Annotated in this window: 22 protein-coding genes; 14 read left to right on the top strand and 8 right to left on the bottom strand. The window is 72.7% G+C overall.

Going from position 1 to position 22,832, the window contains the following annotated elements; genetic code table 11:
- Positions 1-18: 18 nt before the first annotated feature.
- Positions 19-687 (bottom strand): hypothetical protein, encoded by a 669-nt coding sequence (locus ACFVU7_RS16985; protein WP_049650670.1) that lies wholly within the window; start codon positions 685-687, stop codon positions 19-21.
- A 598-nt stretch (positions 688-1,285) separates the two neighbouring features.
- Here ACFVU7_RS16985 and ACFVU7_RS16980 point away from each other — a divergent pair.
- The 4 genes from ACFVU7_RS16980 (at position 1,286) to ACFVU7_RS16965 (ending at position 4,915) form a co-directional block, all read left to right on the top strand.
- Positions 1,286-2,014: a TetR/AcrR family transcriptional regulator gene (locus tag ACFVU7_RS16980; protein WP_074003698.1), complete on the top strand. Its 729-nt coding sequence runs from the start codon at positions 1,286-1,288 to the stop codon at positions 2,012-2,014.
- A gap of 186 nt (positions 2,015-2,200) precedes the next feature.
- Entirely contained in the window at positions 2,201-2,857 is a 657-nt protein-coding gene (locus ACFVU7_RS16975) for a DUF6230 family protein (RefSeq protein WP_049650672.1), read from the top strand.
- Between the two features lie 2 nt (positions 2,858-2,859).
- Entirely contained in the window at positions 2,860-3,390 is a 531-nt protein-coding gene (locus ACFVU7_RS16970) for a DUF6114 domain-containing protein (RefSeq protein ID WP_241852985.1), read from the top strand.
- Positions 3,391-3,673: 283 nt separating this feature from the next.
- Entirely contained in the window at positions 3,674-4,915 is a 1,242-nt protein-coding gene (locus ACFVU7_RS16965) for a globin domain-containing protein (protein ID WP_388045711.1), read from the top strand.
- A gap of 61 nt (positions 4,916-4,976) precedes the next feature.
- Here ACFVU7_RS16965 and ACFVU7_RS16960 read toward each other — a convergent pair whose 3' ends face one another.
- Positions 4,977-6,380, bottom strand: coding sequence for a selenium-binding protein SBP56-related protein (locus ACFVU7_RS16960; RefSeq protein ID WP_049650674.1), 1,404 nt, complete (start codon positions 6,378-6,380; stop codon positions 4,977-4,979).
- A gap of 96 nt (positions 6,381-6,476) precedes the next feature.
- Here ACFVU7_RS16960 and ACFVU7_RS16955 point away from each other — a divergent pair, with 96 nt between their 5' ends.
- The 4 genes from ACFVU7_RS16955 to ACFVU7_RS16940 all read left to right on the top strand — a co-directional run bounded on the left by ACFVU7_RS16955 (position 6,477) and on the right by ACFVU7_RS16940 (position 10,917).
- The gene (locus ACFVU7_RS16955; protein ID WP_388045709.1) at positions 6,477-8,006 is read left to right on the top strand and encodes an NB-ARC domain-containing protein; all 1,530 of its coding nucleotides are present in this window, start codon (positions 6,477-6,479) and stop codon (positions 8,004-8,006) included.
- The gene (locus tag ACFVU7_RS16950; RefSeq protein ID WP_388045707.1) at positions 7,960-9,399 is read left to right on the top strand and encodes an alpha/beta fold hydrolase; all 1,440 of its coding nucleotides are present in this window, start codon (positions 7,960-7,962) and stop codon (positions 9,397-9,399) included. Before ACFVU7_RS16955 ends, ACFVU7_RS16950 begins: the two co-directional genes overlap by 47 nt.
- Positions 9,400-9,479: 80 nt before the next feature.
- Complete coding sequence (locus ACFVU7_RS16945; RefSeq protein WP_388045902.1) at positions 9,480-10,274, top strand: spermidine synthase; 795 nt, start codon at positions 9,480-9,482, stop codon at positions 10,272-10,274.
- A 103-nt stretch (positions 10,275-10,377) separates the two neighbouring features.
- Positions 10,378-10,917 (top strand): hypothetical protein, encoded by a 540-nt coding sequence (locus ACFVU7_RS16940; protein ID WP_388045901.1) that lies wholly within the window; start codon positions 10,378-10,380, stop codon positions 10,915-10,917.
- A 210-nt stretch (positions 10,918-11,127) separates the two neighbouring features.
- Here the strand turns inward: ACFVU7_RS16940 and ACFVU7_RS16935 are convergent, their stop codons facing one another.
- The 3 genes from ACFVU7_RS16935 to ACFVU7_RS16925 form a co-directional block, all read right to left on the bottom strand.
- Positions 11,128-11,637, bottom strand: a complete 510-nt coding sequence (locus ACFVU7_RS16935) for a hypothetical protein (RefSeq protein WP_388045705.1) — start codon at positions 11,635-11,637, stop codon at positions 11,128-11,130.
- Positions 11,638-11,901: 264 nt separating this feature from the next.
- A complete protein-coding gene (locus tag ACFVU7_RS16930) occupies positions 11,902-12,750 on the bottom strand; it encodes a helix-turn-helix domain-containing protein (RefSeq protein ID WP_388045704.1) in 849 nt (282 codons plus the stop codon).
- Between the two features lie 20 nt (positions 12,751-12,770).
- Positions 12,771-12,956, bottom strand: a complete 186-nt coding sequence (locus ACFVU7_RS16925; RefSeq protein WP_388045702.1) for a DUF6879 family protein — start codon at positions 12,954-12,956, stop codon at positions 12,771-12,773.
- A gap of 282 nt (positions 12,957-13,238) precedes the next feature.
- Between ACFVU7_RS16925 and ACFVU7_RS16920 the strand changes: the two genes are divergently transcribed.
- Complete coding sequence (locus tag ACFVU7_RS16920; protein ID WP_388045699.1) at positions 13,239-13,937, top strand: hypothetical protein; 699 nt, start codon at positions 13,239-13,241, stop codon at positions 13,935-13,937.
- 121 nt (positions 13,938-14,058) lie between these two features.
- Here the strand turns inward: ACFVU7_RS16920 and ACFVU7_RS16915 are convergent, their stop codons facing one another.
- Positions 14,059-14,604, bottom strand: a complete 546-nt coding sequence (locus tag ACFVU7_RS16915) for a tetratricopeptide repeat protein (protein WP_388045697.1) — start codon at positions 14,602-14,604, stop codon at positions 14,059-14,061.
- Positions 14,605-14,889: 285 nt separating this feature from the next.
- On the opposite strand from ACFVU7_RS16915, the gene ACFVU7_RS16910 reads away from it, so the two are divergent.
- The 4 genes from ACFVU7_RS16910 to ACFVU7_RS16895 all read left to right on the top strand — a co-directional run bounded on the left by ACFVU7_RS16910 (position 14,890) and on the right by ACFVU7_RS16895 (position 18,391).
- Positions 14,890-15,705 carry a class I SAM-dependent methyltransferase gene (locus ACFVU7_RS16910; RefSeq protein WP_074003691.1) on the top strand — a complete coding sequence of 272 codons (816 nt, stop codon included), beginning with the start codon at positions 14,890-14,892 and terminating at the stop codon, positions 15,703-15,705.
- Positions 15,706-15,907: 202 nt separating this feature from the next.
- Positions 15,908-16,573, top strand: a complete 666-nt coding sequence (locus ACFVU7_RS16905; RefSeq protein WP_117486626.1) for a DedA family protein — start codon at positions 15,908-15,910, stop codon at positions 16,571-16,573.
- Between the two features lie 114 nt (positions 16,574-16,687).
- Positions 16,688-17,359 carry an O-methyltransferase gene (locus ACFVU7_RS16900; RefSeq protein WP_074003690.1) on the top strand — a complete coding sequence of 224 codons (672 nt, stop codon included), beginning with the start codon at positions 16,688-16,690 and terminating at the stop codon, positions 17,357-17,359.
- A gap of 132 nt (positions 17,360-17,491) precedes the next feature.
- On the top strand, positions 17,492-18,391 hold the full coding sequence (locus ACFVU7_RS16895) for a Gfo/Idh/MocA family protein (RefSeq protein WP_388045695.1): 900 nt from the start codon (positions 17,492-17,494) through the stop codon (positions 18,389-18,391).
- An 89-nt stretch (positions 18,392-18,480) separates the two neighbouring features.
- Here ACFVU7_RS16895 and ACFVU7_RS16890 read toward each other — a convergent pair whose 3' ends face one another.
- On the bottom strand, positions 18,481-19,017 hold the full coding sequence (locus ACFVU7_RS16890; protein WP_074003688.1) for a GNAT family N-acetyltransferase: 537 nt from the start codon (positions 19,015-19,017) through the stop codon (positions 18,481-18,483).
- A gap of 303 nt (positions 19,018-19,320) precedes the next feature.
- Positions 19,321-20,448, bottom strand: coding sequence for a hypothetical protein (locus ACFVU7_RS16885; protein ID WP_074003687.1), 1,128 nt, complete (start codon positions 20,446-20,448; stop codon positions 19,321-19,323).
- A gap of 226 nt (positions 20,449-20,674) precedes the next feature.
- On the opposite strand from ACFVU7_RS16885, the gene ACFVU7_RS16880 reads away from it, so the two are divergent.
- The gene (locus ACFVU7_RS16880; RefSeq protein WP_388045693.1) at positions 20,675-22,825 is read left to right on the top strand and encodes a transglycosylase domain-containing protein; all 2,151 of its coding nucleotides are present in this window, start codon (positions 20,675-20,677) and stop codon (positions 22,823-22,825) included.
- Positions 22,826-22,832: the final 7 nt, after the last annotated feature.

Here is a 22,832-nt window from a genome sequence, read left to right as displayed (position 1 = left end):
GCCGTGGGGGCCCCGGCGTCAGTTGACGAAGAGCGCCGGGCTGCCGGCGACGGAGCTGTCGAGGACCGGGCCGTAGGTGGCGCTGAAGTAGCCCGTCGAGAAGCACAGGCTCGGCCCGGACACCAGGGCGAACGGCTGGCCGGCGAAGCCGATGGTGTTGCCGGTGTTCGAGGTGGTGCCGTTGATCCCGGTGCTGTTCTGGTAGTTGCAGCTGATGCTGCCCAGGATGGTGTTGAGCACCACGGTGGTGCCCATCACGCCGGCCGCGCCGGGGGTGAGCTTGACCGGGTTGCCAGGGGCGTCGCTGACCGTGTTGGTGAACGGCAGGCTGGTGACCGTGACGCTCTTGACGCCCGTGACACCGATGACGTTGGAGGTGCAGGAGCCGAAGGTCTGGGTGTCGAGCCGCTCGACGGCGCTGCCCGGCGCGGCCGGGTTGGCGGTGACGGTCGCCGAGAAGGAGGAGGCGGCACACTTGACGCCGGTCGACCCGGTGGCGCTGTTGTTGAAGTTCGCGGTGGTGCCGGAGACCAGGTTGGCGGTCAGCACGTCGCCGACGGCGACGTCCGGGCCACTCGGACTTCCGGTGGTCAGGACCGCGCCGGCGGCCTGGGCGGGGGTCACGGCCGCGCCGGTGAGGGCGAGTGCGGCCAGGGCGGCGGTGGCGAGGGTGCGGCTGATGCGCATGAGGGTACCTCTCTCCGTCCGGTGGACGGGGGTGGGGGAAACCCGGCGTGCGGGTGTGGTGGTGTGCACGACGGGGGAGGGGCGTGACGGGTGCCGGAGGCTTCGCACCGGAGACGTCGGACCGGAGACTTCGTACCGTTCCCCGGGTCGTTCTCCGGGCCGCGCTCCGGTCTTCACACCGGATGCCTCGGCCCATGCCGAGGGCGGGCGGGCCCGGCGCCACGGGCCCGTCCGTGCGGTACGGCGGTGCGGACGTACGCGAGGGTGGGCGTACGGCGGTGCGGTGGAACTGCGGTGGTACGGCGGTGCGGTGGAGCTGCGGTGCGGCCTTGCGTGTGGCCTTGCGTACGGACGGCGGCGTGGAACACCGCGGCACCGCGCCGTTCGGTCGGGGACGTGCGGTGCCGTCGGGGCCCTCGACGACTGCCACCGTCGCGGTCCCGTCCCCGCCGTGGTCCCGTGGCCCGGGCTTTCGCCCCGGTCCGCGGAGCCCCCGGAGGTCCGGCCGGTGGGCGCCTGCTGGCCCGCCGGTTGGAAACCTGTCAGTGTTGTAAACCCGGTGTTCCATCAATGTCAATACAGGACACAGGAGTTGGTGATGGATCGGAAACACCTCCGCGGAGCCGACGTGGTCCTGCTGCCGGGTGCCCGGACCGGCCGCGATCCGGCCCGCTCGATCAAGCCGGGCCCGCGCCGACTGCCCGCCGGCGTGGTCGCCGCGACCCAGCGCGATCGACTCCTGGACGGGCTGGTGCGGACCGTCGCCGAGCGCGGCTACCAGCACGCGACGATCAGCGACATCTGCCGCGCGGCGGGCGTGACCAGGCCGGTCTTCTACGAGCTGTTCAACGGCAAGGAGGACGCCTTCCTGGCCGCGCACCGGCACGGCACCGGCGTGGTGATCCGGCGGATGGCGGCCGCCTTCGCGGCCGAATCCGACTGGTGCCGGGGCATCCGGAAGGCGCTCGGCGCGATGCTGCAACTGCTCGCGGGGACACCGGCTTTCGCCACGATGGCGGTGATCGAGATCGAGGCGGTCGGTCCGGCCGGCCGCCGGGAGCGGGCCCAACTTCTGACCAGGTTCCGCTCGTTCTTCGCCGAGGTGCCCCAACTTCCGGGCGGGGTCGGGTCGAAGGAGATGGTGGACGCCGTGGTCGGCGGCGTCTACAGCGCGATCTACCGGCGGATCGACTCCGGCCGGACCGAACAACTATTGGAGCTCCTGCCGCTGTTGAGCCTGTTCTGCCTTTCGCCCTTCCTCGGCCCGGCGGAAGCGGCCGAGCGGCTGGGGGTGCGGGACTGGCCGAAGCGGGTCGCGGATTGGTGAAGATCCTTCGTGCACCTGTATTGACCCGGCCAATACCGGGCAGTAGCTTCCCAGTTACCTACCGGCGCCGACCGGTCCGCCCCGCTGCCGAGGGGCGGACAGCCCGGTCGGGCCGGGGAACGCTGTCCGCGCCAGGACAACGTGCCAAGTGCCTGCACACCCATTCCACCCACAGGGAGCACACACATGGCCATGTCCGAGGACGCCGCCACGGCGGCCGAGACCCCGCAGACGCCGAGCGGGCCGAGAAGAGGACGGGTCCGGCTGAAGCGCAGCGCCCTGATGGCCGTACCGGCCATCGCGGCCGGTGGCGTCCTGATGGCGCTCACCGCCCAGGGCGTGCTCGCCGCCCAGTTCTCCATCTCCGGCATGCCGTTCACCATCACCGCCGACAAGCTGGACGGCGAGGGCTTCGCCCAGTTCGGCTCGCTGGACTCGATGATCCCCGACAGCCCCAACGCGGGCTCCACCGGCGGCCAGGTGCTGGTCGCGGTGTCGGCGATCAAGAAGGCCGAGATCACCAACCTGTGCCAGAGCGTCGACCTCGGCGGCATCAACCTGGTGATCCACGCGGGCGACGGCGGCACCCCCGTCACCGCCTCCGACCTCACCACCGACTCCGACATGCTGTCGGGCGACGCGGAGTTCAAGAACATCGAGATCGGCGGCGACGCCAGCACGTACACCAAGGCCGGCCCGGTCGGCAAGGGCAACCCCGGCGTGTTCGGCCAGCAGGCCGACCACGTCACGCTGACCCACCTGAACCAGCACAACTACGCGAGCACCGCCGTCGGGTTCAAACTGCCGAACCTGCGGCTGAGCTTCAGCTCCACGGGCTGCTGAGCATGGCGGAGTCCGTACCGGAGCCGGCCGGCACCGGCGAGGGCACCGCGGCACGGGCCGAGGGGGTGGCCGCCGAGGGGACGGCGGCCGCGCCCGCCCAGGCCGTGGCGGCCCCCGTCGCCGAGCCCGCCGCACGCCCGGTCACACGCGACTGGCGGGGCCGGCGACCGTTCTGGGGCGGGCTGCTGGTGACACTCGGCGGCGCCGAGGTCCTGTTCACCCTGAAGGCCCCGCTGCCCGTCATCCTGCACATCGGGATGCAGGGGCTGGCCGGGTACCTGGTGCCCGCGGTGATGCTGCTGTGCGGCCTGCTGATCCTGTTCAACCCGGCGCAGCGGCTGTTCTACTCCATCCTCGCCGTGCTGGCCTCGCTGGCCAGCTGGGTCACCTCCAACCTGGGCGGCTTCGTGATCGGGATGCTGCTCGGGGTGGTCGGTGCCTGTCTCACCTTCGGGTGGCTGCCCGACCAGCCGCTGCGCCAGGGCCGGCAGCGGCGGCTGGAGCGCCGGGAGGCGCGCCGGGCAGGAGTCTGACGACGGCGGTGCCCCGGGTCCTGGTGGTAGGAGAGCACCGGGGCGCGGGGCACCCTTCCGTCCTGCCCGCCGGTTCCGGGGGTGCGTGCGCGCGGTGGGGGGTCCGTGCGCGGTGGGGGTGCGTGCGCGGTGGGGGTGCGTGCGCGCGGTGGCCGAAAAGCGTCCCGGTCCGGACGTACCACCGCAAGGGGTCGTTGGTCCCGGGTCTCTCCGGGGCGATCGGCCCTTCTCGTGTCCGGCGGCCCGGCAGTTCACTGGGCGGGACATGGACAACAGCAGCAGCATGAGCACTGGCACCGCCACCGCCACCGCCACCGCCGAGTACGACCGCCTGATCGCCCGCCATCACGCGATGCGCCTGCGGCGCCAACTCCTCGCCCCCTCCACCTCGGCCGGCGGCGACCTCGGGTGCAACGCGTACGGGGAGGAGGGCGGCTACGACGGCGCCGCGGACCAGCACGTCATCCGGCGCGACCTCGACCTGATCTCCCCGCTCGCGGACCTGATCGACCACCTCTACGCGGTGATGTTCAGCCACCGCCCGTACCTGCGACCGCTCTTCCCCGCCTCGATGGAGTTCCAGCAGCTCCACCTGGAACGGATCTTCCACCATCTGATCGACCACCTCGACCGGCCGGCCGAACTGGAGCAGACGCTCCGCCAACTCGGCCGCGACCACCGGAAACTGGGCGTCCGTCCGGTGCACTACGAGGCCTTCGAGGAGGCCCTGTGCGCGGCCGTCCGGCACCGGGCCGGCGAGCGCTGGACGGAGGAGCTGGAGGGCGCCTGGGTGCGGATGCTGCGCTTCGCCGTCGGCGCGATGGTGGCCGGCGCCGACTCCGCGCTCACCGAACCCCCGTACTGGCACGCCGTGGTGACCGGCCACGAGCTCCGCCGCCCCGACCTCGCCGTGCTGCGGGTGCGCACCGGCGAACCGTACCCGTACCGGGCCGGGCAGTACGGCACCGTCGAGCACCCGGCGCTGCCGCACACCTGGCGGCAGTACTCGATGGGCTGCGCCCCGCGCGCCGACAACGAGCTGGAGTTCCACGTCCGCCGCACCGCCCCCGGCGGGGTCAGCGCCGCCCTGGTCGAGCACACCGGCGTCGGCGACCGGCTGCGCCTCGGCCCGCCGCGCGGCAGCCTGCTGCCCGACGGCGACGCCCGCGACCTGCTGCTGGTCGCGGGCGGCACCGGCCTCGCCCCGATGAAGGCGATCATCGAGCAGCAGACCGCCCACCGGCCGACCGGCCGCCGGGTCCACCTGTTCGTCGGCGCCCGGGACCGCCGGGACCTCTACGACTGGCAGTCGCTGTCCGAACTCGGCCTGCACAAGCCGTGGTTGACCGTCACCCCGGTCACCGTCGGCGAACTCGCCGACGCCGTCGCGACGGCCGGGGACTGGCGCGAGCACCTGGCCTGCGTCACCGGGCCGGCCGGCATGGTCGGCTCCGTCCGCACCCGGCTGACGGCGGCGGGGCTGCCGTCGGCGCAGGTGCGGTTCGACCAGGCGCTGTTCCGGTGACGCCCGCCTGACCGGTGACGCCTGCCCGTCCGGTCGGGTCGGCTCAGCTGGTGAGGACCGCTCAGCGGAAGCAGTAGGAGTCGGAGGAGGCGTCGCCGCCCGCCAGGTGGGTCTGGTGGACGCGCAGGCCCCGGAAGTCGGCGCCGTGTGGGAAGAAGCGCTCGTCGACGCTCAGCCCGCCGGCCTCCGGGTCGGCGTCCAGCTTGACCATCCAGGGCTCGATGCCGTCCGGGTAGAACTGGTCGTCCCAGGCGCCGTAGAGCGAGTTGGTGAGGTAGACCCGCCGGCCGTCCCGGCTGATCTCCACCATCTGCGGCGCCCCGCTCAGCGGACGGCCGGGCTCGGCCGGGTGCGGAGTGCGGGCGGTGATCCCGCCGAGCCGCACCGAGCCGGCCAGCCGGGGGTGGAACGGGTCCGAGACGTCGTACTGGAACAGCTCGCCGGTGCCCCAGGCCGACACGTACAGCCAGCGGTCGTCCACCGACAGGTTGATGTCGGTGACCAGCGGCGGCACCGCACCGAACGGCCGCAGCGCGGGCGGCAGGTCCTCGGCCGCGGCCGGCTCGGCGGGGATCTCGATCACCTTGCGCGCGGTGAACGCCGGCCCGTCCCGGTACCAGAGCCAGACCGAGGAGGACAGGTCCTCGACGTTGGTGACCACCCCGGCGAACCCCCACTCCGCCTGCGGGTCGTGCGCCGGGCGCAGCTCCAGCACCATCTGGTACTGGTCGCCGAGGTCCACCCGCTGGAGGTGGCGGCCGGAGTCCAGCTCCCAGAAGTGCAGCGCGTGGCCGTACTTGCGCCCGAGCAGGAGCTCCGGCACCACCCCGCCCTCGACCATCGACGGGGTGCCCCACTCGCTGGTGATGCCCACGTTGGTGCCCAGGTGCCACCAGACGTCGTAGGCGAAGTGCTGCGGCCCGCGCTCGGTCTCCCAGGCGCGCAGCACCTCGAAGGTGGTGTGGTCGAGCAGCGCCACCCCGCCCGGGCCGTCGTTGCCCTCGGCGCCGCCCAGGCAGGACAGGAAGACGCCGTCGGGGCCGCAGTGCAGGGTGTGCGGGCGCGAGTAGCCCGCCTTGGCGGCGAGCTCCTTCGCCTCCACCGTCTTGACCAGCCGCGGGCGGACCGGGTCGGGGTAGGTGTCCATGACGTGCAGCCGGGAGGAGCGCAGCCCCGGCAGCAGCAGGTAGCGCCGCTCCGGGTTCTCGTGGCAGGCGTGGGCGAGGGCGCTTGAGCAGGCGTTCCAGCCGAAGTGGTGCAACTCGTCGCCGAGCGTGGGGAGTTCGGCGAAGTTCAGGACCTTCCCGTAGCTCGCCGAGTCCGGATCGGTGTCGACGCTCAGCAACGCGTCCGGCCGCCGCCCCGACCGGTCGAACCCGGCCACGTACGCCAGCCTCTCCGGCGGGGCGGCGATCGCCTCGGCGGCCGAACGGTAGAGCGACGGATCGGTGTGCCCGTGCTGCATGCAAACTCCCCAACTCGCCTGGTCTGTCCCGGAAGCGTTCCACAGAACCACCGGCGCACAGCAGGCGCACGAGGGGCGGGCGACTACGCTCACGGGGTGCACAACAGCATTCGCGGGGGGACGTTCCACGCCCCGGTCGTCCAGGCGGACACGGCGCACGTCACGGTCACCGCGCGCCCGCCCACGATCGCGGGGCTGCCGCCGGTCACCTCCGCCTTCACCGGACGCGACCAGGACCTCGCCGAACTCCGCGCCCTGCTGGCCCCGGACGGCCCGTCGACGGTGACGGTCACCGGCCTCGGCGGCATCGGCAAGACCACCCTCGCGCTCGCCGCCGGCCACGCGCTGCTCGGCGAGGGCCACTACTCCGCCGCCCTCTTCGTCGACCTCCGCGGCTACGACGAGACCCCGGTCGAGGCCGGACAGGCCCTCGACACCCTGCTCCGGGCCCTCGGCGTCCCCGCCGAACACATCCCACCGGAGCGGGAGAGCCGCGCCACCCTCTACCGCGCCCGACTGGAGCAGCACGGCGGCGGCGTCCTGGTCATCGCCGACAACGCCTCCGCCGCCGACCAGGTCCGCCCCCTCCAGCCACCGCCCGCCACCCGCCACCGCCTCCTGGTCACCTCCCGCGAAACCCTCCCCGGCCTCGGCGCCCGCCTCCACCGCCTCGGCGTCCTCGACGCCGAGGCGGCCGTCACCCTCCTCGACACCGCCGTCCGCGCGGCCCGACCAGCGGACGGGCGCGTCGCCATCGACGCGGAGGGCGGCCGGCGCACCGCGAGACTCTGCGGCCACCTCCCTCTGGCACTGAGGCTCGCCGCCGCCCAACTGATCCTCGACCAGCACCTCGGGGCGGCCGAACTCGCCGACGACCTGGCCGGGGGGACGGGCCGCCTCGACCTCCTGCACGACGGCGAGACCGGCATCCGCCTCACCCTGGACCGCTCCTACCGTCGCCTCACCCCCGCGCAGGCCGAGCTCTTCCGGTTCCTCCCGGTCTGCGTCGGAAGCGACGTCTCGACCGAAGCCGGGGCGGCGCTCATCGGAAGGACGGTCCGCGAGACCCGGCCCCTGTTCGCCCAACTGGTCGGCGCCGCACTGATCGAGCAGAGCCCGTCGAAGGGCCGGTGGTACCTGCACGACCTGGTCCGGCTCTACGCCCTGGAACAGTTAGGGAAGGACCCGGAGCTGGGGGCGCGCGGGCTGAGCCGGTTGACGGAGTACTACGTGACGACCGCCCACGCCGCCAACCGGCGGGCCGCGTCATCGCCCGGGCGCTCGGACGCCGGCCCATTCCCGGAACGGGCCGCCGCACTGGCCTGGCTGGACCGCGAGCGCGCCAACATGGTGGCCATGATCCTGGGGCTGGCAGAGGTCGGAATCCACCGAGGGGTCGCGCGCCTCTCGCCCCGTGGTGGTGCCGGGGCTGATCCACGGCGGCAGGGCCGATCTGGCGATCGCCGTCACGGAGGCGGCACTGAGGGCGGCCGACTCCATGGGGACCAGCGACGTCGAAGCGGAGGTCTGGAACAACCACGGGATCTCGCTCGGCCTCGCGAGCCGTTGCGAGGAGGCGGTGGAAGCCCATCGACGTGCCCTCGCCGTCGCGCGCAGCCGTCGTGACCGGGAGGGTGAGACGATCGCGCTGCTCAACCTCGGCGAGCGGCTGAGGGTCATGGGCCGCCTCGATGAAGCACTCGAGTTCCTCGAACGCGCCTGTGTGCTCTGCGAGGAGTGCGACGACCGGTTCTGCCAGGCCAGGGCCTGGGAGAGCACGGGATCGGCTCTCCGGGCACTGGACCGGAACGACGAGGCGGCCCGGGCGCAGGGGCAGGCCCGCGGGATCTTCCGGGCCCTCGGGGTGGAGCGGGCGGACGCCAGGTGGCTGCGGCCCCCGACACCACCCGGGCCGCCGCAGTGTGGATCCACACATGACGGCCCACCGCCGAGCGGCCCGCGGCTACCGGCCGGTATGGTCGGGGAAGGAACAGGCGGCCACCTGCCGATACAGGCAGACAGAGCAGAGGACGGGTGCGGCGAGCAGATGGAGTTCCGTGAAGACATCCTGGGTGCCCCCTACGAGGCCGCCGAGCTGACGCTGCGGCCGGACGACGAGGGGCCGGTGTGCGCGACCCTCGTCCGGCGGCCGGTGCCAGGGGCGGAGCGCGCCGTGCTCTACATCCACGGGTACAACGACTACTTCTTCCAGACCAACCTCGCCGACCACTACGCCGCGCTCGGCTTCTCCTTCTACGCCCTCGACCTGCGCAAGTACGGCCGCTCCCTGCGCCCGCACCAGTCGCCGAACTTCGTCCGCGACCTCGCCGAGTACGACGAGGAGATCGACGAGGCGGTCCGGATCATCCGCGAGGTGGACGGGCACCGGCAGCTGCTGCTGAACGGGCACTCCACCGGCGGGCTGATCGGCGCGCTGTGGGCCGCCCGGCGCGCCGGGCGCGGCCTGGTGGACGGCCTGTTCCTCAACTCGCCGTTCCTGTCGATGCCGGCCGGGCCCGCCGTCCGCACCCTCGGCGGCCCCGCCGTCACGGCGCTCGGGCGGCTGGCGCCGACCCGCGTCCTGCCGTCCGCGCTCAACCCGCACTACACCCACAGCCTGCACAAGGACCACCAGGGCGAGTGGGACTTCGACCTCACCCTCAAGCGCCCCGAGAGCTTCCCGCTGTACGCGGGCTGGCTGTCCGCGATCCACCAGGGCCACCGGCGGCTGCACCGGGGACTGGGCATCGACGTGCCGGTGCTGCTGATGGCCTCGACCCGCTCCATCTCCACCACCAAGTGGCACAGCGCGCTGCACCACGCCGACGCCGTGCTGCGCGCCGACGACATCGCCGCGCAGGGGCCGCGGCTGGGCCGGCACGTCACCATCGTGCGGATCAAGGGCGGCATGCACGACCTGGTGCTCTCCGGGGAGGCCGCGCGCACCGAGGTGTTCGCCGAGCTGGACCACTGGCTCGCCGCGTACCTCGACGTCGAGCCCGTCGGAGAGCACGCGTGACCTCCGAGCACGATTCGCGGGACGAGCACGACGAACCGGTGCCGGTCGGCCGCCGGACCGACCTGGGCTTCGCCAAGCTCATGCCCGACCTCGACCGGGACGGCGGCTGGCTGCTCACCCTGGAGGGCACCCCGCAGTCCTACGTCGACCTCGCCGACCCCACCCACCTGGAGTTCGAGTACACCCGGCGCCTCGGCCACCTCGCCGACGCCCTCGCCCCCGCCGGGCAGCCACTGGACGCGCTGCACCTCGGCGGCGGCGCGCTCACCCTGCCCCGCTACCTGGCCGCCACCCGGCCCGGCTCGCGGCAGCGGGTGGTGGAGGTCGACGGGCCGCTGCTGGAACTGGTCGCCGAACACCTGCCCTGGCAGGGCCCCGGCGCGGACATCACCGCGACCGTCGGCGACGCCCGGGCAGCCCTCGCCGAGACCCCGGCCGGCTCGCAGGACCTGGTGATCGCCGACGTCTTCCACGGCTCGCGCACCCCGGCCCACCTCACCTCGGTGGAGTTCCTGCGCCTGGCGGCCGCCGCGCTGCGCCCCGGCGGCTGCTACGCGGCGAACCTGGCGGACGGCCCGCCGCTGGCCTTCGCCAAGGCGCAGGCGGCGACGGTGCGCGCGGTGTTCCCGTACGTCTGCCTGGTGGCGGAGGCACCGGTGCTGCGCGGCCGCCGGTACGGCAACATCCTGCTGGCCGGCTCGACCGCGCCGCTGCCGGTGGCCGAGCTGACCCGGCTGCTCGCGGGCGACATCTTCCCGGCCCGGCTCACCGACGGGGACGACCTGGCCGCCCTGGTCGGCCGGACCGCCCCGGTCACCGACGCCGAGGCCACCGACTCCCCGCCCCCGCCGGACGGCGCCTTCAGCATCGGCTGAGCCTCGGCCCCCTCGCGGCCCCTGGCGCGGAAATCCGCTGGTCCGTCCCCGTCCCCGCCGGTAGCCTGCGGGGACGATCAAGGGAGGTGAACCGGTGCGGCCGCTGCTCCTGCTGGACGTCGACGGACCGCTCAACCCGTGCGCGGCGAAGCCCTACCGGCGACCCGAGGGCTACCGGACCCACCGGCTGACGACACCACGCTGGGAAGTGGCCGAGCGCCGCCGACTCACCGCCTGGGGGCTTCCCCACAAGGCCCCGAAGCCCCTGCGGGTCTGGCTCAACCCGGCCCACGGCCCGGCCCTCGCCGCGCTGCCCTTCGACCTGGCATGGGCGACGACGTGGCAGGAGGAGGCCAACACCTTCATCGCCCCCCTGCTCGGGCTGCCCGCCCTGCCGTACATCCCCTGGTCCGAGCCACGGCCCGAGCCGGACGACGGCGTGTTCTGGAAGACCCCACAGATCGTCACCTGGGCACAGGGCCGCCCGTTCGCCTGGGTCGACGACCTGATCACGGACGCCGACCGCACCTGGGTCGAAGCCCACCACCCGGCCCCGGCACTCCTCCACCACATCGACCCGAAAGCCGGCCTGACGGCGGAGGACTTCGCCCTCCTGGCGGACTGGGCGAACGGGCTGGGCTGACCGCCGGCCCCGCTACGTCCTCCTGGCGCAGAACGGGGACAGGGGCAGCCGCAGGGGGCGGTCAGGGGCGGTCGAGCAGCAGCTCCACCCCGAGTGCGGCCTGCGTGGACTCGATGTTGTGCTGTGCGGGCAACGGACTTCCCTTGCTGAGGAGTTGGCTGGCCGGGTGCCCTTGCCCACGATACGAGGCAGGGGCACCCTGATGTCCGGTCAGTGGCTGTCGGGGACCTTGTCGTCGCACGGGGAGCAGTTCGCCCCGTCGATCGCCCACAGCTCCTCGTCGGCGTCGAACCCGTTGCCGCGCAGGAACTCGGCGGTACGGATCACGGTGCCGTCGCTACGTCGCTGGATCAGCGGGGCGTGGTGCTTGTACCGGCCGGCGTTGTACGCCTCGCAGACGGCGAAGTGCACCGGCGTGTCCAGCAGGAGCTGGTGCACCCCGATGTCCACGATCTTGCCGACGCCCAGGTGCACCTGCGGGTGTTCCATGGCGGTGATCGTGTACGCGATGGCGTTGTCGAGGATGCGCTCGGCCATGTTGCGGACCATGGTGTTGTCGCGGAGCAGGAGCGCGATCTCGCGGTCGTACAGGTCGCCGGTGTTGCCGGGGCCCTCGAACACGTTGTACGTCAGCTCCTTGACGTACGGCCGGACCGCGTTGAGGAGCGCGCGGGGATCGCGGAACTTGGTGTCCGCGGGCGCTTCCAGCGCAACGGTCATGGTTCGTTCCTCTCTTCTCGGTGGCGCACTGACTTGCATGACCGCCCGGAAGAACGGGGCCTGTGTGGCCCCACCCTGTGCGGTTCTGATGTCGCGCACGGGGTGGGGCCGCTCCGGAGGGTGTCAGAACTGGATTTCGCGGCCGGGCATGGGGGTACATCTCGCCATGGTCTGTCCTCCTTCACCGGGACGGTGGGGGTGCGAGAACGACCGTAGGGAGGCGACTGCAGGCGGCGCCACCCGGTTGCACGGGGTTGCAGAGGTTCACCCGAGGGCGCTGCGGGCCTTGGCAATTCGACTACGGGCGTCGACTCCGTGAACGGCGATCTTGGCCAGTTCGGCAAAGGCACGAAGGTAGGTCCGGATCTCGCCTGGAGCCGTGACGTTGATCTCTGCGGTCAGCGTCTCGACGGCCACCAGGCTCTCGTCGAAGGCGTAGAACGCTTCGAGGGGCCAGACAGTTCGGCGAGCTCGAAGCGGGATGATGCCGACGGAGACGTTCGGCAGGGAGGAGACCCCTAGCAAGTGGTCAAGCTGGCCGGCGAGTGCTTCGTCACCGCAGACGCCGTAGTAGAGAACGGCCTCTTCCAGGACCAGGGCGAACTGGTGGCTGGCGTCGTTCAGGACACGAGATCGGTTGAGACGGGCTTTCACCGCCTGTTCCACGTCGTCCGGGGTGCCCTGGAAGGTTGTGATCGACCGGAGAAGTCCGGCCGCGTACGGGGCTGTCTGTGTCATCCCAGGCATGACGTTGGAGGCGTATACCTTGAACCTTCGTGTCCGCTGGTACAGCGGCAGAGTCTTCTGGTGCACCCGCTTCATGCCGTCGCGGTGGAGGTCTTGCCACTGCGTGTACATGGATTCGGCAGTACGCGACGCTGCGATCAGATCCGGCGCCTTCTCGGCAGACCCGCAGGCCGTGCACCATGCGCGGATGTCACTGTCGGAGGGAACTGTCAGACCGCGGGCGATGCGGGACGACTTGGACTTGTGCCATCCGCACAGTACGGCCAGTTCAAGCCCTGAAAGTCCGGCGTCCCGCCGGATCTGGTCGAGCTGATCGGCGAGAGCCTTCCGTGCGGCTTGAGCACTGGAGAGCGGAGACGAGGACATGAACTGGCCGACTGTGGTGACTACTCGGCGATGCCGTAAGCCTCGTGAGGGATGGCGCGCCCCCACACGGCGTCGAAGGCTGCCGCGCAGAGCTGTGCAACAGCGGGATCGTCACTTTGATCCGTGTGCACCCATCGGCCATTCCCATCAAAGATGTTGAACTGGACGATCCTGCTCTCGAACAGCCAGAAGTCATTTCCGGGCATCCGAGGCGAGCAGCTGCCGGACGGCGGCCGCGGCCTGGTGCTCATGGCGGTGGCGGGAGGCGAAGGGCGCAGCGTAGGGGGCGCGCATCCCAAGCAGGCGGGGGAGCCACCGCGACGAGGACACCTCCGGGCCGGAAGCTGGGGGCGTGACCCGGCAAAGGCCCACAAGGCAGGCCCTCTCAGGGGGCGGACCGGGCCCCGTCGCCGTGGAGGCGGCCCGAGCGCGCCAGCCGCCCCGGGGCCCGGGGCACAATGGCATGGTCCGGCAGGGGGGAGGGGCCCATGGGGAAGGCGGACGGACCGCGGGACCGGCGCCCGCGGCGCGGGTCGACGGCGGGTCAGGTGCTGCGCGGCCTGATCGCCGTGCTGGGGCTGGCGATCGTGGCGCTCGGCTTCGTCCGCTACCACGACGCCTACGGCGAGGGCGGGGCCTACCTCGACGCACCCGTCTGCGGTGCCACGGCCGACGGGGCGGCACAGGCGGACTGCCTGCGTCCCGAGAGCGGCCGGGTGACGAAGAGGTGGGTGGACGCCAACAGTGACTCGACCTCGTACCGCCTCGCCGTTCTCCGGGAGAACGCGCCGGGCCGCACCTACACGGTCGACCAGTCGTTCTACGACGCGGTGGACGTCGGCTCGGCCGTGGAACTGCGATTCTGGCGGGGCCGGGTGGCCGAGATCATCCACCAGGGGCACCGAACCGACCCGCAGACCACCCCGTGGGCCCTGATGTTCCGGATCGGGCTGCTGGTCGTGGCGGGCACGGCGCTGCTGGCCGGCGGCCTGGCCGGGGCGTTCCTGGGGGCGTGGAGGATGCAGGCGGTGATCCTGGTCCCGCTGTTCCTCCTCACCTGGGGCGTCGGTGCGCGACTGCTGGCCTGGCGCTGGCCACAGGCCCTCACCATGGGCCTGTCGGCGCTGGCCTGGCTGACCGCCGCCGCCCTGGCGACGGCCGTGGCCGTGGTGGCGGCGGAGGACTGAGCGGCCGGGACCGGCTCTGGGCGCAGCTGCGGGTGGGCATCGCGCTGGCCGAGCAGGCCTGGGCCGGCCCCGCTACGGCCTCCTGGCGCAGAACGGGGACAGGGTCAGCGGCAGGGGGTGGTCAGGGGCGGTCGAGCAGCAGCTCCACCCTGTCGAGTGCGGCCTGCGTGGACTCGATCAACTCGCTGTCCCCCTTGGCGATCCGCAGCCGCAGTGCCTCCTGTAGATGGGTCCGGGCCTGCGTGAGGTCACCGCGTTCCATCAGGTGTTTGCCGGTGTGCTGGAGTGCGAAGTCGAGGAGTTCCGGGTGCCGGGTTCGCGCGGTGTCCAGCGCGCTGCGGTAGAGCGCGTCCGCGGTCCGCACGTCACCGGCGTAGCGGTGCGCGTCGGCGAGGTTGAGTCCGGTGGCGACGACGGCCCGGGTGTTGCCCGTCTCCGTGGCGAGGTCGAGCGACTGGCGGAGGAGTGTACGGGCCTCCTCGTGGTGGCCCAGGCACAGGTGGCCGATGCCGATCCACCTGGTCAGGAGGCGGGCACGGGCGGGGTCGGTCCCCTCGGGCAGGGTGCGCAGTTCCCCGTGGAGCCGGCCGACCGCGGTGGTCAGCTCGTTCCGGTCGGTGGGGACCATCCGCAGGTCGTGGTCGTGAGTGATGAGGTGCTGGAGCACGTGGCCCTCCGTCGTTCGGTTCTCCACCCCGTGGGGTGAGAAGTGCCCACGCAGGAGAACGAGTTCGCGCGCTCCAGGTCGCCTGGAAGGCCCGGTCGATGGTTGGCGCCGTAGAGCTCCACGGGTCGGTGAGTCGGCGCGTCGGCGGGAGGGGAGGTGCGGACGGGGTGTCAGAATCGGCGGGTTCATGCCCATGACGGGAACACGGCGGGAACGCGACGGAACGCGACGGAACGCGACGGAACGCGTCGGGCCGCGACGGGACCACGTCCGAAGGAGCGAGCGATGAGTGGCGGCGGGGAGCGGCCGGAGCTGGGGCAGGTACCGGAGACGGCGCTGTGGACGCTGTGGCACCGGGCGGTGGAGGCGCGGCGGCCGGACACCGTGCTGCCGGACCCGAAGGCGGTCGAGCTGGTGGAGCGGATCGACTACCCGTTCGCGGCGCGGTTCGGGGAGAACGCTCTGGTGAGCCAGCTCCAGGCGCTGCGGGCCGCCTGCTTCGACCGCGAGGTGGCGGACTTCCTGACCCGCTGCCCGCGCGGCACCGTGGTCGGGCTCGGGGACGGCCTGGAGACCCAGGCCTGGCGTGTCGACAACGGGCGGGCGAGCTGGCTGTCGGTGGACCTGCCGGAGACGGTCGCGCTGCGGCGGCGGCTGCTGCCGCCGGACGAGCGGCACCGGATCGTCGCCCACTCGGCCACCGACCCGGGCTGGATGGACGAGGTGGACCCGTCGAACGGGGTGCTGATCAGCACCGAGGGCCTGCTGATGTACCTGCGGCCGCAGGAGGTCCGCGCGCTGATCGCGGCCTGCGCCGAGCGCTTCCCGGGCGGTGCGATGGTGCTGGACGCGGTGCCGCGCTGGTTCAGCCGGCGGGCCGTCGAGGGCAAGCTGCGGGACCGGTACTACCAGGCGCCGCCGATGCCGTTCGGGATGGACGCGGACGAACGCGGCGAGCTGGCCACCGCGCACCCGGGGGTCACCGACGTGCGCGAGGTGTACCCGGAGGGCGGGCGGTGGCCGGTGAGCGCCCTGCTGCCGTTCGCGCGCCGGATCAAGCAGCGCCCGTCCGTGGTCGCACTGCTTTTTGCCGAATCTTGAAGAAACGGTGGTCGAGCTGGAACCATGGCGCGGGGGCGTACGTCGTAACCACGGGTGATCGGCCGGGGGGACAGGCCGCCCGGCACGTTAGGCTCGTTTCCGGGGGAGCGGCCTGGGTGCCGCCATCGGACGAACTGCCGGGACGGGCACGCGGCTCCAGGGGGAGCGCGGCCGGTCCCGTCCTGCCACGGAGGGACTGGCCTTGCACATCGACGCCTGGATCGAGGGGATTCCGCCGACAGCGGTGTACGCCGTGGTCGGTCTGATCATCGGGCTGGAGTCGCTGGGCATTCCGCTGCCCGGCGAGATCGCCCTGGTCACGGCGTCCCTGATGGCGGTCAAGGGTGTGGTGAGCCCGTGGGGCGTCGCCATCTGCGCGATCGCCGGCGCGATCATCGGCGACTCGATCGGCTACTCGATCGGGCGCAAGGGAGGCAAGCCGCTCTTCGAGAAGCTGGGACGCAAGTTCCCCAAGCACTTCGGGCCCTCCCACCTGGCCACCGCCGAGCGCTCCTTCCAGAAGTGGGGCATGTGGGCGGTCTTCTTCGGCCGGTTCATCGCCCTGCTGCGCATCTTCGCCGGTCCGCTCGCGGGCGCGCTGAAGATGCCGTACTGGAAGTTCCTGATCGCCAACGTGCTGGGCGGTGTGGTCTGGGCCGGCGGCACGACGCTGCTGGTCTACAAGGTCGGCAAGAGCATCGAGCCCTGGCTGGCCCGGTTCTCCTGGGCGGGCCTGGGGGCGGCCCTGGTGATCGGCCTGCTCTCGGCCTGGATCATGAAGCGCCGCGCCGCCAAGACGCACGCCAAGATCGAGGCGGAAGAGGCCGCCAAGGCCGCCGCCGCGGCCAAGGAGCCGGTCGCCGACTGACCTCCCGTACGGCCGGTCGTCCGACCGGCCGTCCACAACCACCGTCGTGGTGCCCTCGGGCCCTCGGAGTAGCATCGGCCGGGTAGCTGCCGATCTTGCACTCTGGAGGGCCCGATGTCTTCGCAGCCGACCTGGGACGCCGTGGACGCCTACTTCTCCGAGCAGCTGGTCGGGCACGACCCGGTGCTGGAGGGCGCCACCGCCGCCGCCGACGCGGCCGGGCTGCCGAAGATCGCGGTCGCCCCCAACCAGGGCAAGCTGCTCCACCTGCTGGCAGTGACCCAGGGCGCGAAGCGGATCCTGGAGGTCGGCACGCTCGGCGGCTACAGCGCGATCTGGCTGGCCCGGGCGCTGCCCGCGGACGGCACCCTGCTCACCCTGGAGCTGGACCCCCGGCACGCCGAGGTCGCCCGGGGCAACCTGGCGGCCGCCGGGCTGGCCGGGGTCGCCGAGGTACGGGTCGGCCGGGCCGCCGACTCGCTGGCCGAGCTGGTCGAGCAGGGCGTGGAGCCCTTCGACCTGGTCTTCATCGACGCCGACAAGCCGAGCAACCCGGAGTACTTCCGCCGGGCGCTCCAGCTGACCAGGCCCGGCTCGCTGATCATCGTCGACAACGTGGTGCGCGGCGGCGCGGTCGCCGACGCGGACAGCACCGACCCGGCGGTGGTCGGCACCCGGGCGCTGCACGAGCTGATCGCGGCCGAGCCGACGGTCACCGCGACCTCGGTGCAGACGGTCGGCAGCAAGGGCTACGACGGCTTCACCCTGGCTCGCGTCCGGGGCTGACCCAGGGCGCGCGCCGCGAATCACGCGCCGCGAGCACGCGGCGGCGTCGCGACGGAACACGAACGCGACGGAACACGGGCGTTGCGACAGAACACGGACGTCGCGACGGAACACGAAGGAAACGGAGACATCGTGCGGATCGGACTGCTGGGAACCGGCCCCTGGGCGGAGCGGGTGCACGCGCCCGTCCTGGCCGAGCACCCCGGGCTGGAGTTCACCGGCGTCTGGGGCCGCCGACCGGAGGCGGCCGAGGCGCTGGGCGCCGCGCACGGCGTGCCCGGGTACGCGGACCTGGACCGGCTGCTGGCCGAGGTGGACGCGGTCTCCATCGCGCTGCCCCCGACCGTCCAGGCGGGCCTCGCCGTGCGGGCCGCCGAGGCGGGCTGCCACCTGCTGCTGGACAAGCCGGTCGCGCTGACGGTGCCGGACGCCGAGGCCGTGGCCGAGGCAGTGCGCGAGCACAAGGTCGCCTCGGTGGTCTTCTTCACCGTGCGCTTCGGCGGCGAGCAGATCCCGTGGATCGAGCGGCAGGCGGAGCTCGGCGGCTGGTTCACCGGCCGCTCGGACTGGCTCGGCTCGGTGTTCGCGCCCGGCAGCACCAGCCCGTACGCGGCCTCGCCGTGGAGGGTCGAGAAGGGCGCGCTGTGGGACGTCGGTCCGCACGCGCTGTCCGTCCTGCTGCCGATCCTGGGCGACGCGACGCACGTGACGGCGGCGGCCGGCCCGCTGGACACCGTCCACCTGGTGGTACGGCACGCCGGCGGCGCCTCCAGCACACTCGCGCTCAGCCTGACCGCGCCGCTCGCGGCCGGCGGGACGGGCATGGAGCTGCGCGGCGAGCACGGCGTGGTGCAGCTGCCCCCGCGCGGCGAGGGACCGGTCGCGGCGCTGCACCGGGCGCTGGACGCCCTGCGGGCCTCGGCGGCCTCCGGCGAGCCGCACCCGTGCGGGGCGGACTTCGGCCTGCGGGTGGTGGAGATCCTGGTCGGCGCCGAGCGTTCGCTGGCGACCGGCGCCACGGTGGCCGTCTGAGGCCCGCTGTCGGGCAGGGCCCTGACAGTCCCTGACAGTAGGGAAGGACGCCGGGCGGGGCACCCAGGTGCCCCGCCCGGCGTCGTCCGTCAGATGCCGAACGGCGCGGCGTACCGGACGGTGCCCGCGGGCAGCGGGTGGCCGGCGTCCAGGGCGAGGGCCATCAGCGCCTCGTCCGGGACCTCGATGCTCAGGCCGATGCCGTGGGCGGAGGCGCGGGTGAAGCCGAACCGCGGGTAGTAGTCCGGGTGTCCCAGGACGACGACGTGGCGCTCGCCCAGGTCCCGTGCCGCGTCCAGTGCGGCGCGGACGGCGGCGGAGCCGGCGCCGGTGCGCTGGTACGCGGGGAGCACGGCGCACGGGGCCAGGCACAGGGCCGGGACGTCGCCGATGTGGCAGCGGGTCAGCAGGGCGTGGCCGACGGCGGTGCCGTGCTCACCAGTGCCCTGCTCGTCGGTGCCGTGCTCGGTGGTGGCGACGAGGGACAGGCCCTCGATCCAGGAGGCGTCGGCGCGCAGCGCGTCGACGAGGTCGGCCTCGGCGGGAGTTCCGAAGGCGGCGAGGTTGATGTCGCGGATGGTCGGGATGTCGGTGCCGGTCTCGGCACGCGTGATCCAGTTGCGCATGGTGGACGGAGATCCGTTCCTGAGGAGTGTTCGTGCGGGCCCCGCGGGCTCACGCCCCCGGCGAGGCGGGACAGGAGGAGGTCAGGCCGCGGCCCGGGACGTGAGGGAGACCCGGACGCTGCGCATGGCGGCCTTGAGCGCGGTCATCAACCCCACCTCCCTCTTCTTCCTCTGCTCCTGCGTGCTCCTGAACGGCACGTACTGCGGACGAGTGTACCCGGTCCGCCCGGGTCGGTCCCGTCCGCCCGGTCCGCCCGGTCCGCCCGGTCCGCCCGGTCCGCCCGGTCGGTCTGGTCCCCTCGCTCAGGCGGGCGGCAGCGGCGGCAGCGGTGTCCCCGGTGGCGGGGTCGAGGACGGGCGGCGGTCGGTGGGGCGGCTCGGCGGGATGACAGGGGCGCGGAAGTCGCGCGGGCCGGTCCACAGCGCCGGGACGGCGTCGCTGCGCCGGGCCAGTTCGTACGCCAGCGCCTCGTAGTTGACCCGCCAGCCGTGGAAGTGCGCCCAGGCGTCCTCGACCGGGCGCTCGCGCGGGAACCCGGCCGCGGTGATCATCGCGACGGCGCCCAGGTACTCGGCGTAGGTCAGCCGGATCGGGATGTCCGGGTCCGGGTCCGCTTCGAAGTCGATCCGCAGCGAGCGGCCGATGTCGCGCATCGCGGTGAAGCCGGCCCGGATCACCAGCCGGGCCTCGGGCGGGGCCGAGCGCGGGCAGAGCGCCAGGTGCAGGGCGGCGGCGTCCATCACGGCGATCAGTCCGACCACCCAGCTGCGGTGGGGCTGCGGGGAGCGGAAGGAGAGCAGCACCGGGTAGTTGGAGTGGCTCTCGCCGATGTCGGCGGCCAGCCGCTCCCAGTCCCGGTAGAGCTGGGGGAGCGCCGTCTCGGTGTCCACCAGGGACTGGCGGGCCAGCAGCTCGGGGCCCCAGGCGGGCTCGCCGGCCCGGGACTGCAGCAGGGTCACCTCGGTCTCGCGGCGCTGGTAGGCGGCGTAGAGGGTCGGCAGGTAGGCGATCTGGAGGGCGATGACCAGCGGGCCGCTGGCGGCGGCCAGGAAGTCGATCGCGGAGAGGTGGAGCCGCTCGCCGCTCGCGAAGCCGAGGGTGAACAGGCTGGACCCGGCCTCGCGCACGGAGACCGACCAGCTCAGCTCGGAGGTGCCGTGCAGCAGCAGGGTGTAGGCGGTCAGCATGCAGCTGAGCCAGACGCCGAGCATGCCGAGGAGCACCAGCGGCGCCAGCCAGGTGAGCGCCCGGTCCTGCGCGAGGTAGCCGCGGTTCGGCCCGGCGGACAGCCGCAGCAGCGTGCGCAGCACCCGCCAGAGCCGCATCACCAGCGCCGAGTAGAGGCCGCGCGGAACGACCAGCGTGCGCAGGATGCTGCCGATGATCAGCAGGAGCAGCAGCGTGCCGAGCGCGGTCTGGATCATCCTCATGGCGCCATTCTGGCGGCACGCCGGGGCTGCCGCGGACCGGGTTCCGCGCGGGCGGGCGTCCGCGGGCTGTTCGTCCACGGTCCGCGGCCCGCCCGTCGGACGCTCACGTCCCACCCGTCGAGCGCAGTATGACCATGATCACACCAAAGCCAGGCATACGTACTGATGTTCTCATCACGTCTATGTGTACGGAGGGTCAGCCCACGAGCGAATCGGAGACCGGACTGTGCGTGCTCAGCAAGACGGCGGGGCCGAAGACGTGGCCGAAGACGGGGCCGGGGAGACGGCCGAGGGCGTGGCCGAGGAGACCGCCGAGAAGACCGCCGGCGAGACCGCCGAGAAGGAGACGCCCGGGCGCCGACGCCGACGTTTCCTGCCGCGCCCGCGCCCCCGGCCGTTACGCGGGTCGCGTCCGTTCCGGGGCCGGCGCCCGTCCCTGCGGATCGACTACCCGCGCCGCGGCCGGCGCGGCGTCCGCCGCTGGCTCCCGTCCTGGCGGCAGCTGCTGCTGGTGGCCGGGACGGGCGCGGCCGGGCTGAGCGGCTGGCTGCTCTGGTTCTACGCGCACACCGCCGTCCCGGAGGACCTGAACTCCTTCGCCACCCAGCAGAACAACGTCTACTACTGGGCGGACGGCAGCGAGATGGCGCGGATCGGTCCGACCAACCGGCAGGAGGTGCCGCTCGGCCAGGTGCCGGAGCCGGTGCAGTGGGCGGTGCTGGCCGCCGAGAACGAGACCTTCTACGACGACCCGGGCATCTCCGTCACCGGCATCGGGCGCGCCGTCGTCCAGATGGTCACCGGCGGTGAGACCCAGGGCGGATCCACCATCACCCAGCAGTACGTCAAGAACATCTACCTGAACCAGCGCCAGGACATGTCCCGCAAACTCAGCGAGATCGTCATCGCGATCAAGCTGGACGACCGGATGAGCAAGCAGGACATCCTGGCCGGCTACCTCAACACCAGCTGGTTCGGGCGCGGCAGTTACGGCATCGAGCGCGCCGCGGCGGCGTACTACGGCAAGGACGTCTCCCAGCTCGACCCGAGCGAAGGCGCCTTCCTGGCCGCGCTGTTGAAGGGCGCCGGGCAGTACGACCCGGCGGTCAGCGCGGAGAACCGGGAGCGCGCCGAGGAGCGCTGGTCGTGGATCCTGGACCGGATGGTGGAGGTCGGCAAGCTGTCCGCCGCCGAGCGCGCCAAGTACACCGTGTTCCCCGAGCCCAGGCCGCAGCCGAAGTCGGCGGGGCTGAGCGGCCAGACCGGGTACCTGGTGGACATGGCCCGCGCCTACGTGGAGAGCCACAGCGACATCACCCCGGCCCAGTTCGACCTCGGCGGCCACCAGATCCGCACCACCTTCGAGAAGCCGAGGGTCGACGCCCTGGCCGCCGCCGTACGGGAGGGCACCGCGGGGATCGACCCGGAGAACCGGGAGGCCGACAAGCTCCTGAAGGTCGGCGCCGCCTCGGTGGCCCCGGACGGCCGGATCGTCGCGCTCTATGGCGGCACCGACTACCTCAAGCAGGGCTTCAACAGCGCCAACACCACCACGGTGCCGATCGGTTCGGCCTTCACACCGGTGGTGTACGCCGCCGGGCTCGGCCAGGGAGTGCAGCGCCAACGGGGCGGCGACCGCACCCCGGTGACGCCCGCCACCCCCTACAACGGCGACGACGGGGTGAACGTGATGACCCCGGAAGGGCCGTACTGGGGACGGGACGGGAAGATCGTCAAGACCGCCAACGACGGCAGGCGGAACTGGGGCACGGTCACCCTGCGGAACGCGGTCGAACAGTCCGTCAACGGGCCGCTGATGCAGCTCGGCATGGACGTCGGCCTGGACCGGGTGCAGAAGACCGCCACCGACCTCGGCCTGCTCCCCAACAGCCTGGGCGAACTCGTCCCCGCCCTCGGCGTCGGCAACTCCACCCCCAGCGCCGTCCGCACCGCCGACGCGTACGCCGCCTTCGCGGCCGGCGGCAGCCACACCGACCCGTACTCCGTCCTCAGGATCTCCCGCAACGGCGCCCAGCTCCCCCTGCGCCTGCCCGCCGCCACCCAGGCACTGACCCCGTCGGTCGCGGCCGAGGTGGACGCGGCACTCAAGGGTTCCGTCCGCGACGGAGCCGCCAAACCGGCAGCGGAGGCCGGCCCCGGCCTGGCCGCCAAACCCGGCACCACCGCGGACCGTACGGCAGGGTGGTTCGTCGGCTACAACGGGCAGCTGTCGACGGCGGTCACCATCTTCCGCGCGGACCTGAAGGACATGAAGCTGCTCTCCCTCGAAGGCCTCGGCGGCGCCACCCCGGACACCTCCGACGCCGCCCTCCCGACCCGCATCTGGAGCACCTACATGAAGACGGCGGCACAGTAGGCCGGTC

It is taken from the genome of Kitasatospora sp. NPDC058046 (assembly GCF_042885595.1).
Taxonomy (GTDB): domain Bacteria; phylum Actinomycetota; class Actinomycetes; order Streptomycetales; family Streptomycetaceae; genus Kitasatospora.
This window is presented reverse-complemented; position numbering and strand designations above follow the sequence as displayed.

Coding starts and splice junctions, on each gene's coding strand:
- ACFVU7_RS16965 (WP_388045711.1), top strand. CDS start 3,674: ATGAGCACTGGCACCGCCACCGCCACCGCCACCGCCGAGTACGACCGC.
- ACFVU7_RS16900 (WP_074003690.1), top strand. CDS start 16,688: ATGTCTTCGCAGCCGACCTGGGACGCCGTGGACGCCTACTTCTCCGAG.
- ACFVU7_RS16890 (WP_074003688.1), bottom strand. CDS start 19,017: ATGCGCAACTGGATCACGCGTGCCGAGACCGGCACCGACATCCCGACC.
- ACFVU7_RS16885 (WP_074003687.1), bottom strand. CDS start 20,448: ATGAGGATGATCCAGACCGCGCTCGGCACGCTGCTGCTCCTGCTGATC.
- ACFVU7_RS16980 (WP_074003698.1), top strand. CDS start 1,286: ATGGATCGGAAACACCTCCGCGGAGCCGACGTGGTCCTGCTGCCGGGT.
- ACFVU7_RS16935 (WP_388045705.1), bottom strand. CDS start 11,637: ATGACCGTTGCGCTGGAAGCGCCCGCGGACACCAAGTTCCGCGATCCC.
- ACFVU7_RS16975 (WP_049650672.1), top strand. CDS start 2,201: ATGGCCATGTCCGAGGACGCCGCCACGGCGGCCGAGACCCCGCAGACG.
- ACFVU7_RS16910 (WP_074003691.1), top strand. CDS start 14,890: ATGAGTGGCGGCGGGGAGCGGCCGGAGCTGGGGCAGGTACCGGAGACG.
- ACFVU7_RS16920 (WP_388045699.1), top strand. CDS start 13,239: ATGGGGAAGGCGGACGGACCGCGGGACCGGCGCCCGCGGCGCGGGTCG.
- ACFVU7_RS16970 (WP_241852985.1), top strand. CDS start 2,860: ATGGCGGAGTCCGTACCGGAGCCGGCCGGCACCGGCGAGGGCACCGCG.
- ACFVU7_RS16925 (WP_388045702.1), bottom strand. CDS start 12,956: ATGCCCGGAAATGACTTCTGGCTGTTCGAGAGCAGGATCGTCCAGTTC.
- ACFVU7_RS16960 (WP_049650674.1), bottom strand. CDS start 6,380: ATGCAGCACGGGCACACCGATCCGTCGCTCTACCGTTCGGCCGCCGAG.
- ACFVU7_RS16930 (WP_388045704.1), bottom strand. CDS start 12,750: ATGTCCTCGTCTCCGCTCTCCAGTGCTCAAGCCGCACGGAAGGCTCTC.
- ACFVU7_RS16985 (WP_049650670.1), bottom strand. CDS start 687: ATGCGCATCAGCCGCACCCTCGCCACCGCCGCCCTGGCCGCACTCGCC.
- ACFVU7_RS16945 (WP_388045902.1), top strand. CDS start 9,480: ATGCCCGACCTCGACCGGGACGGCGGCTGGCTGCTCACCCTGGAGGGC.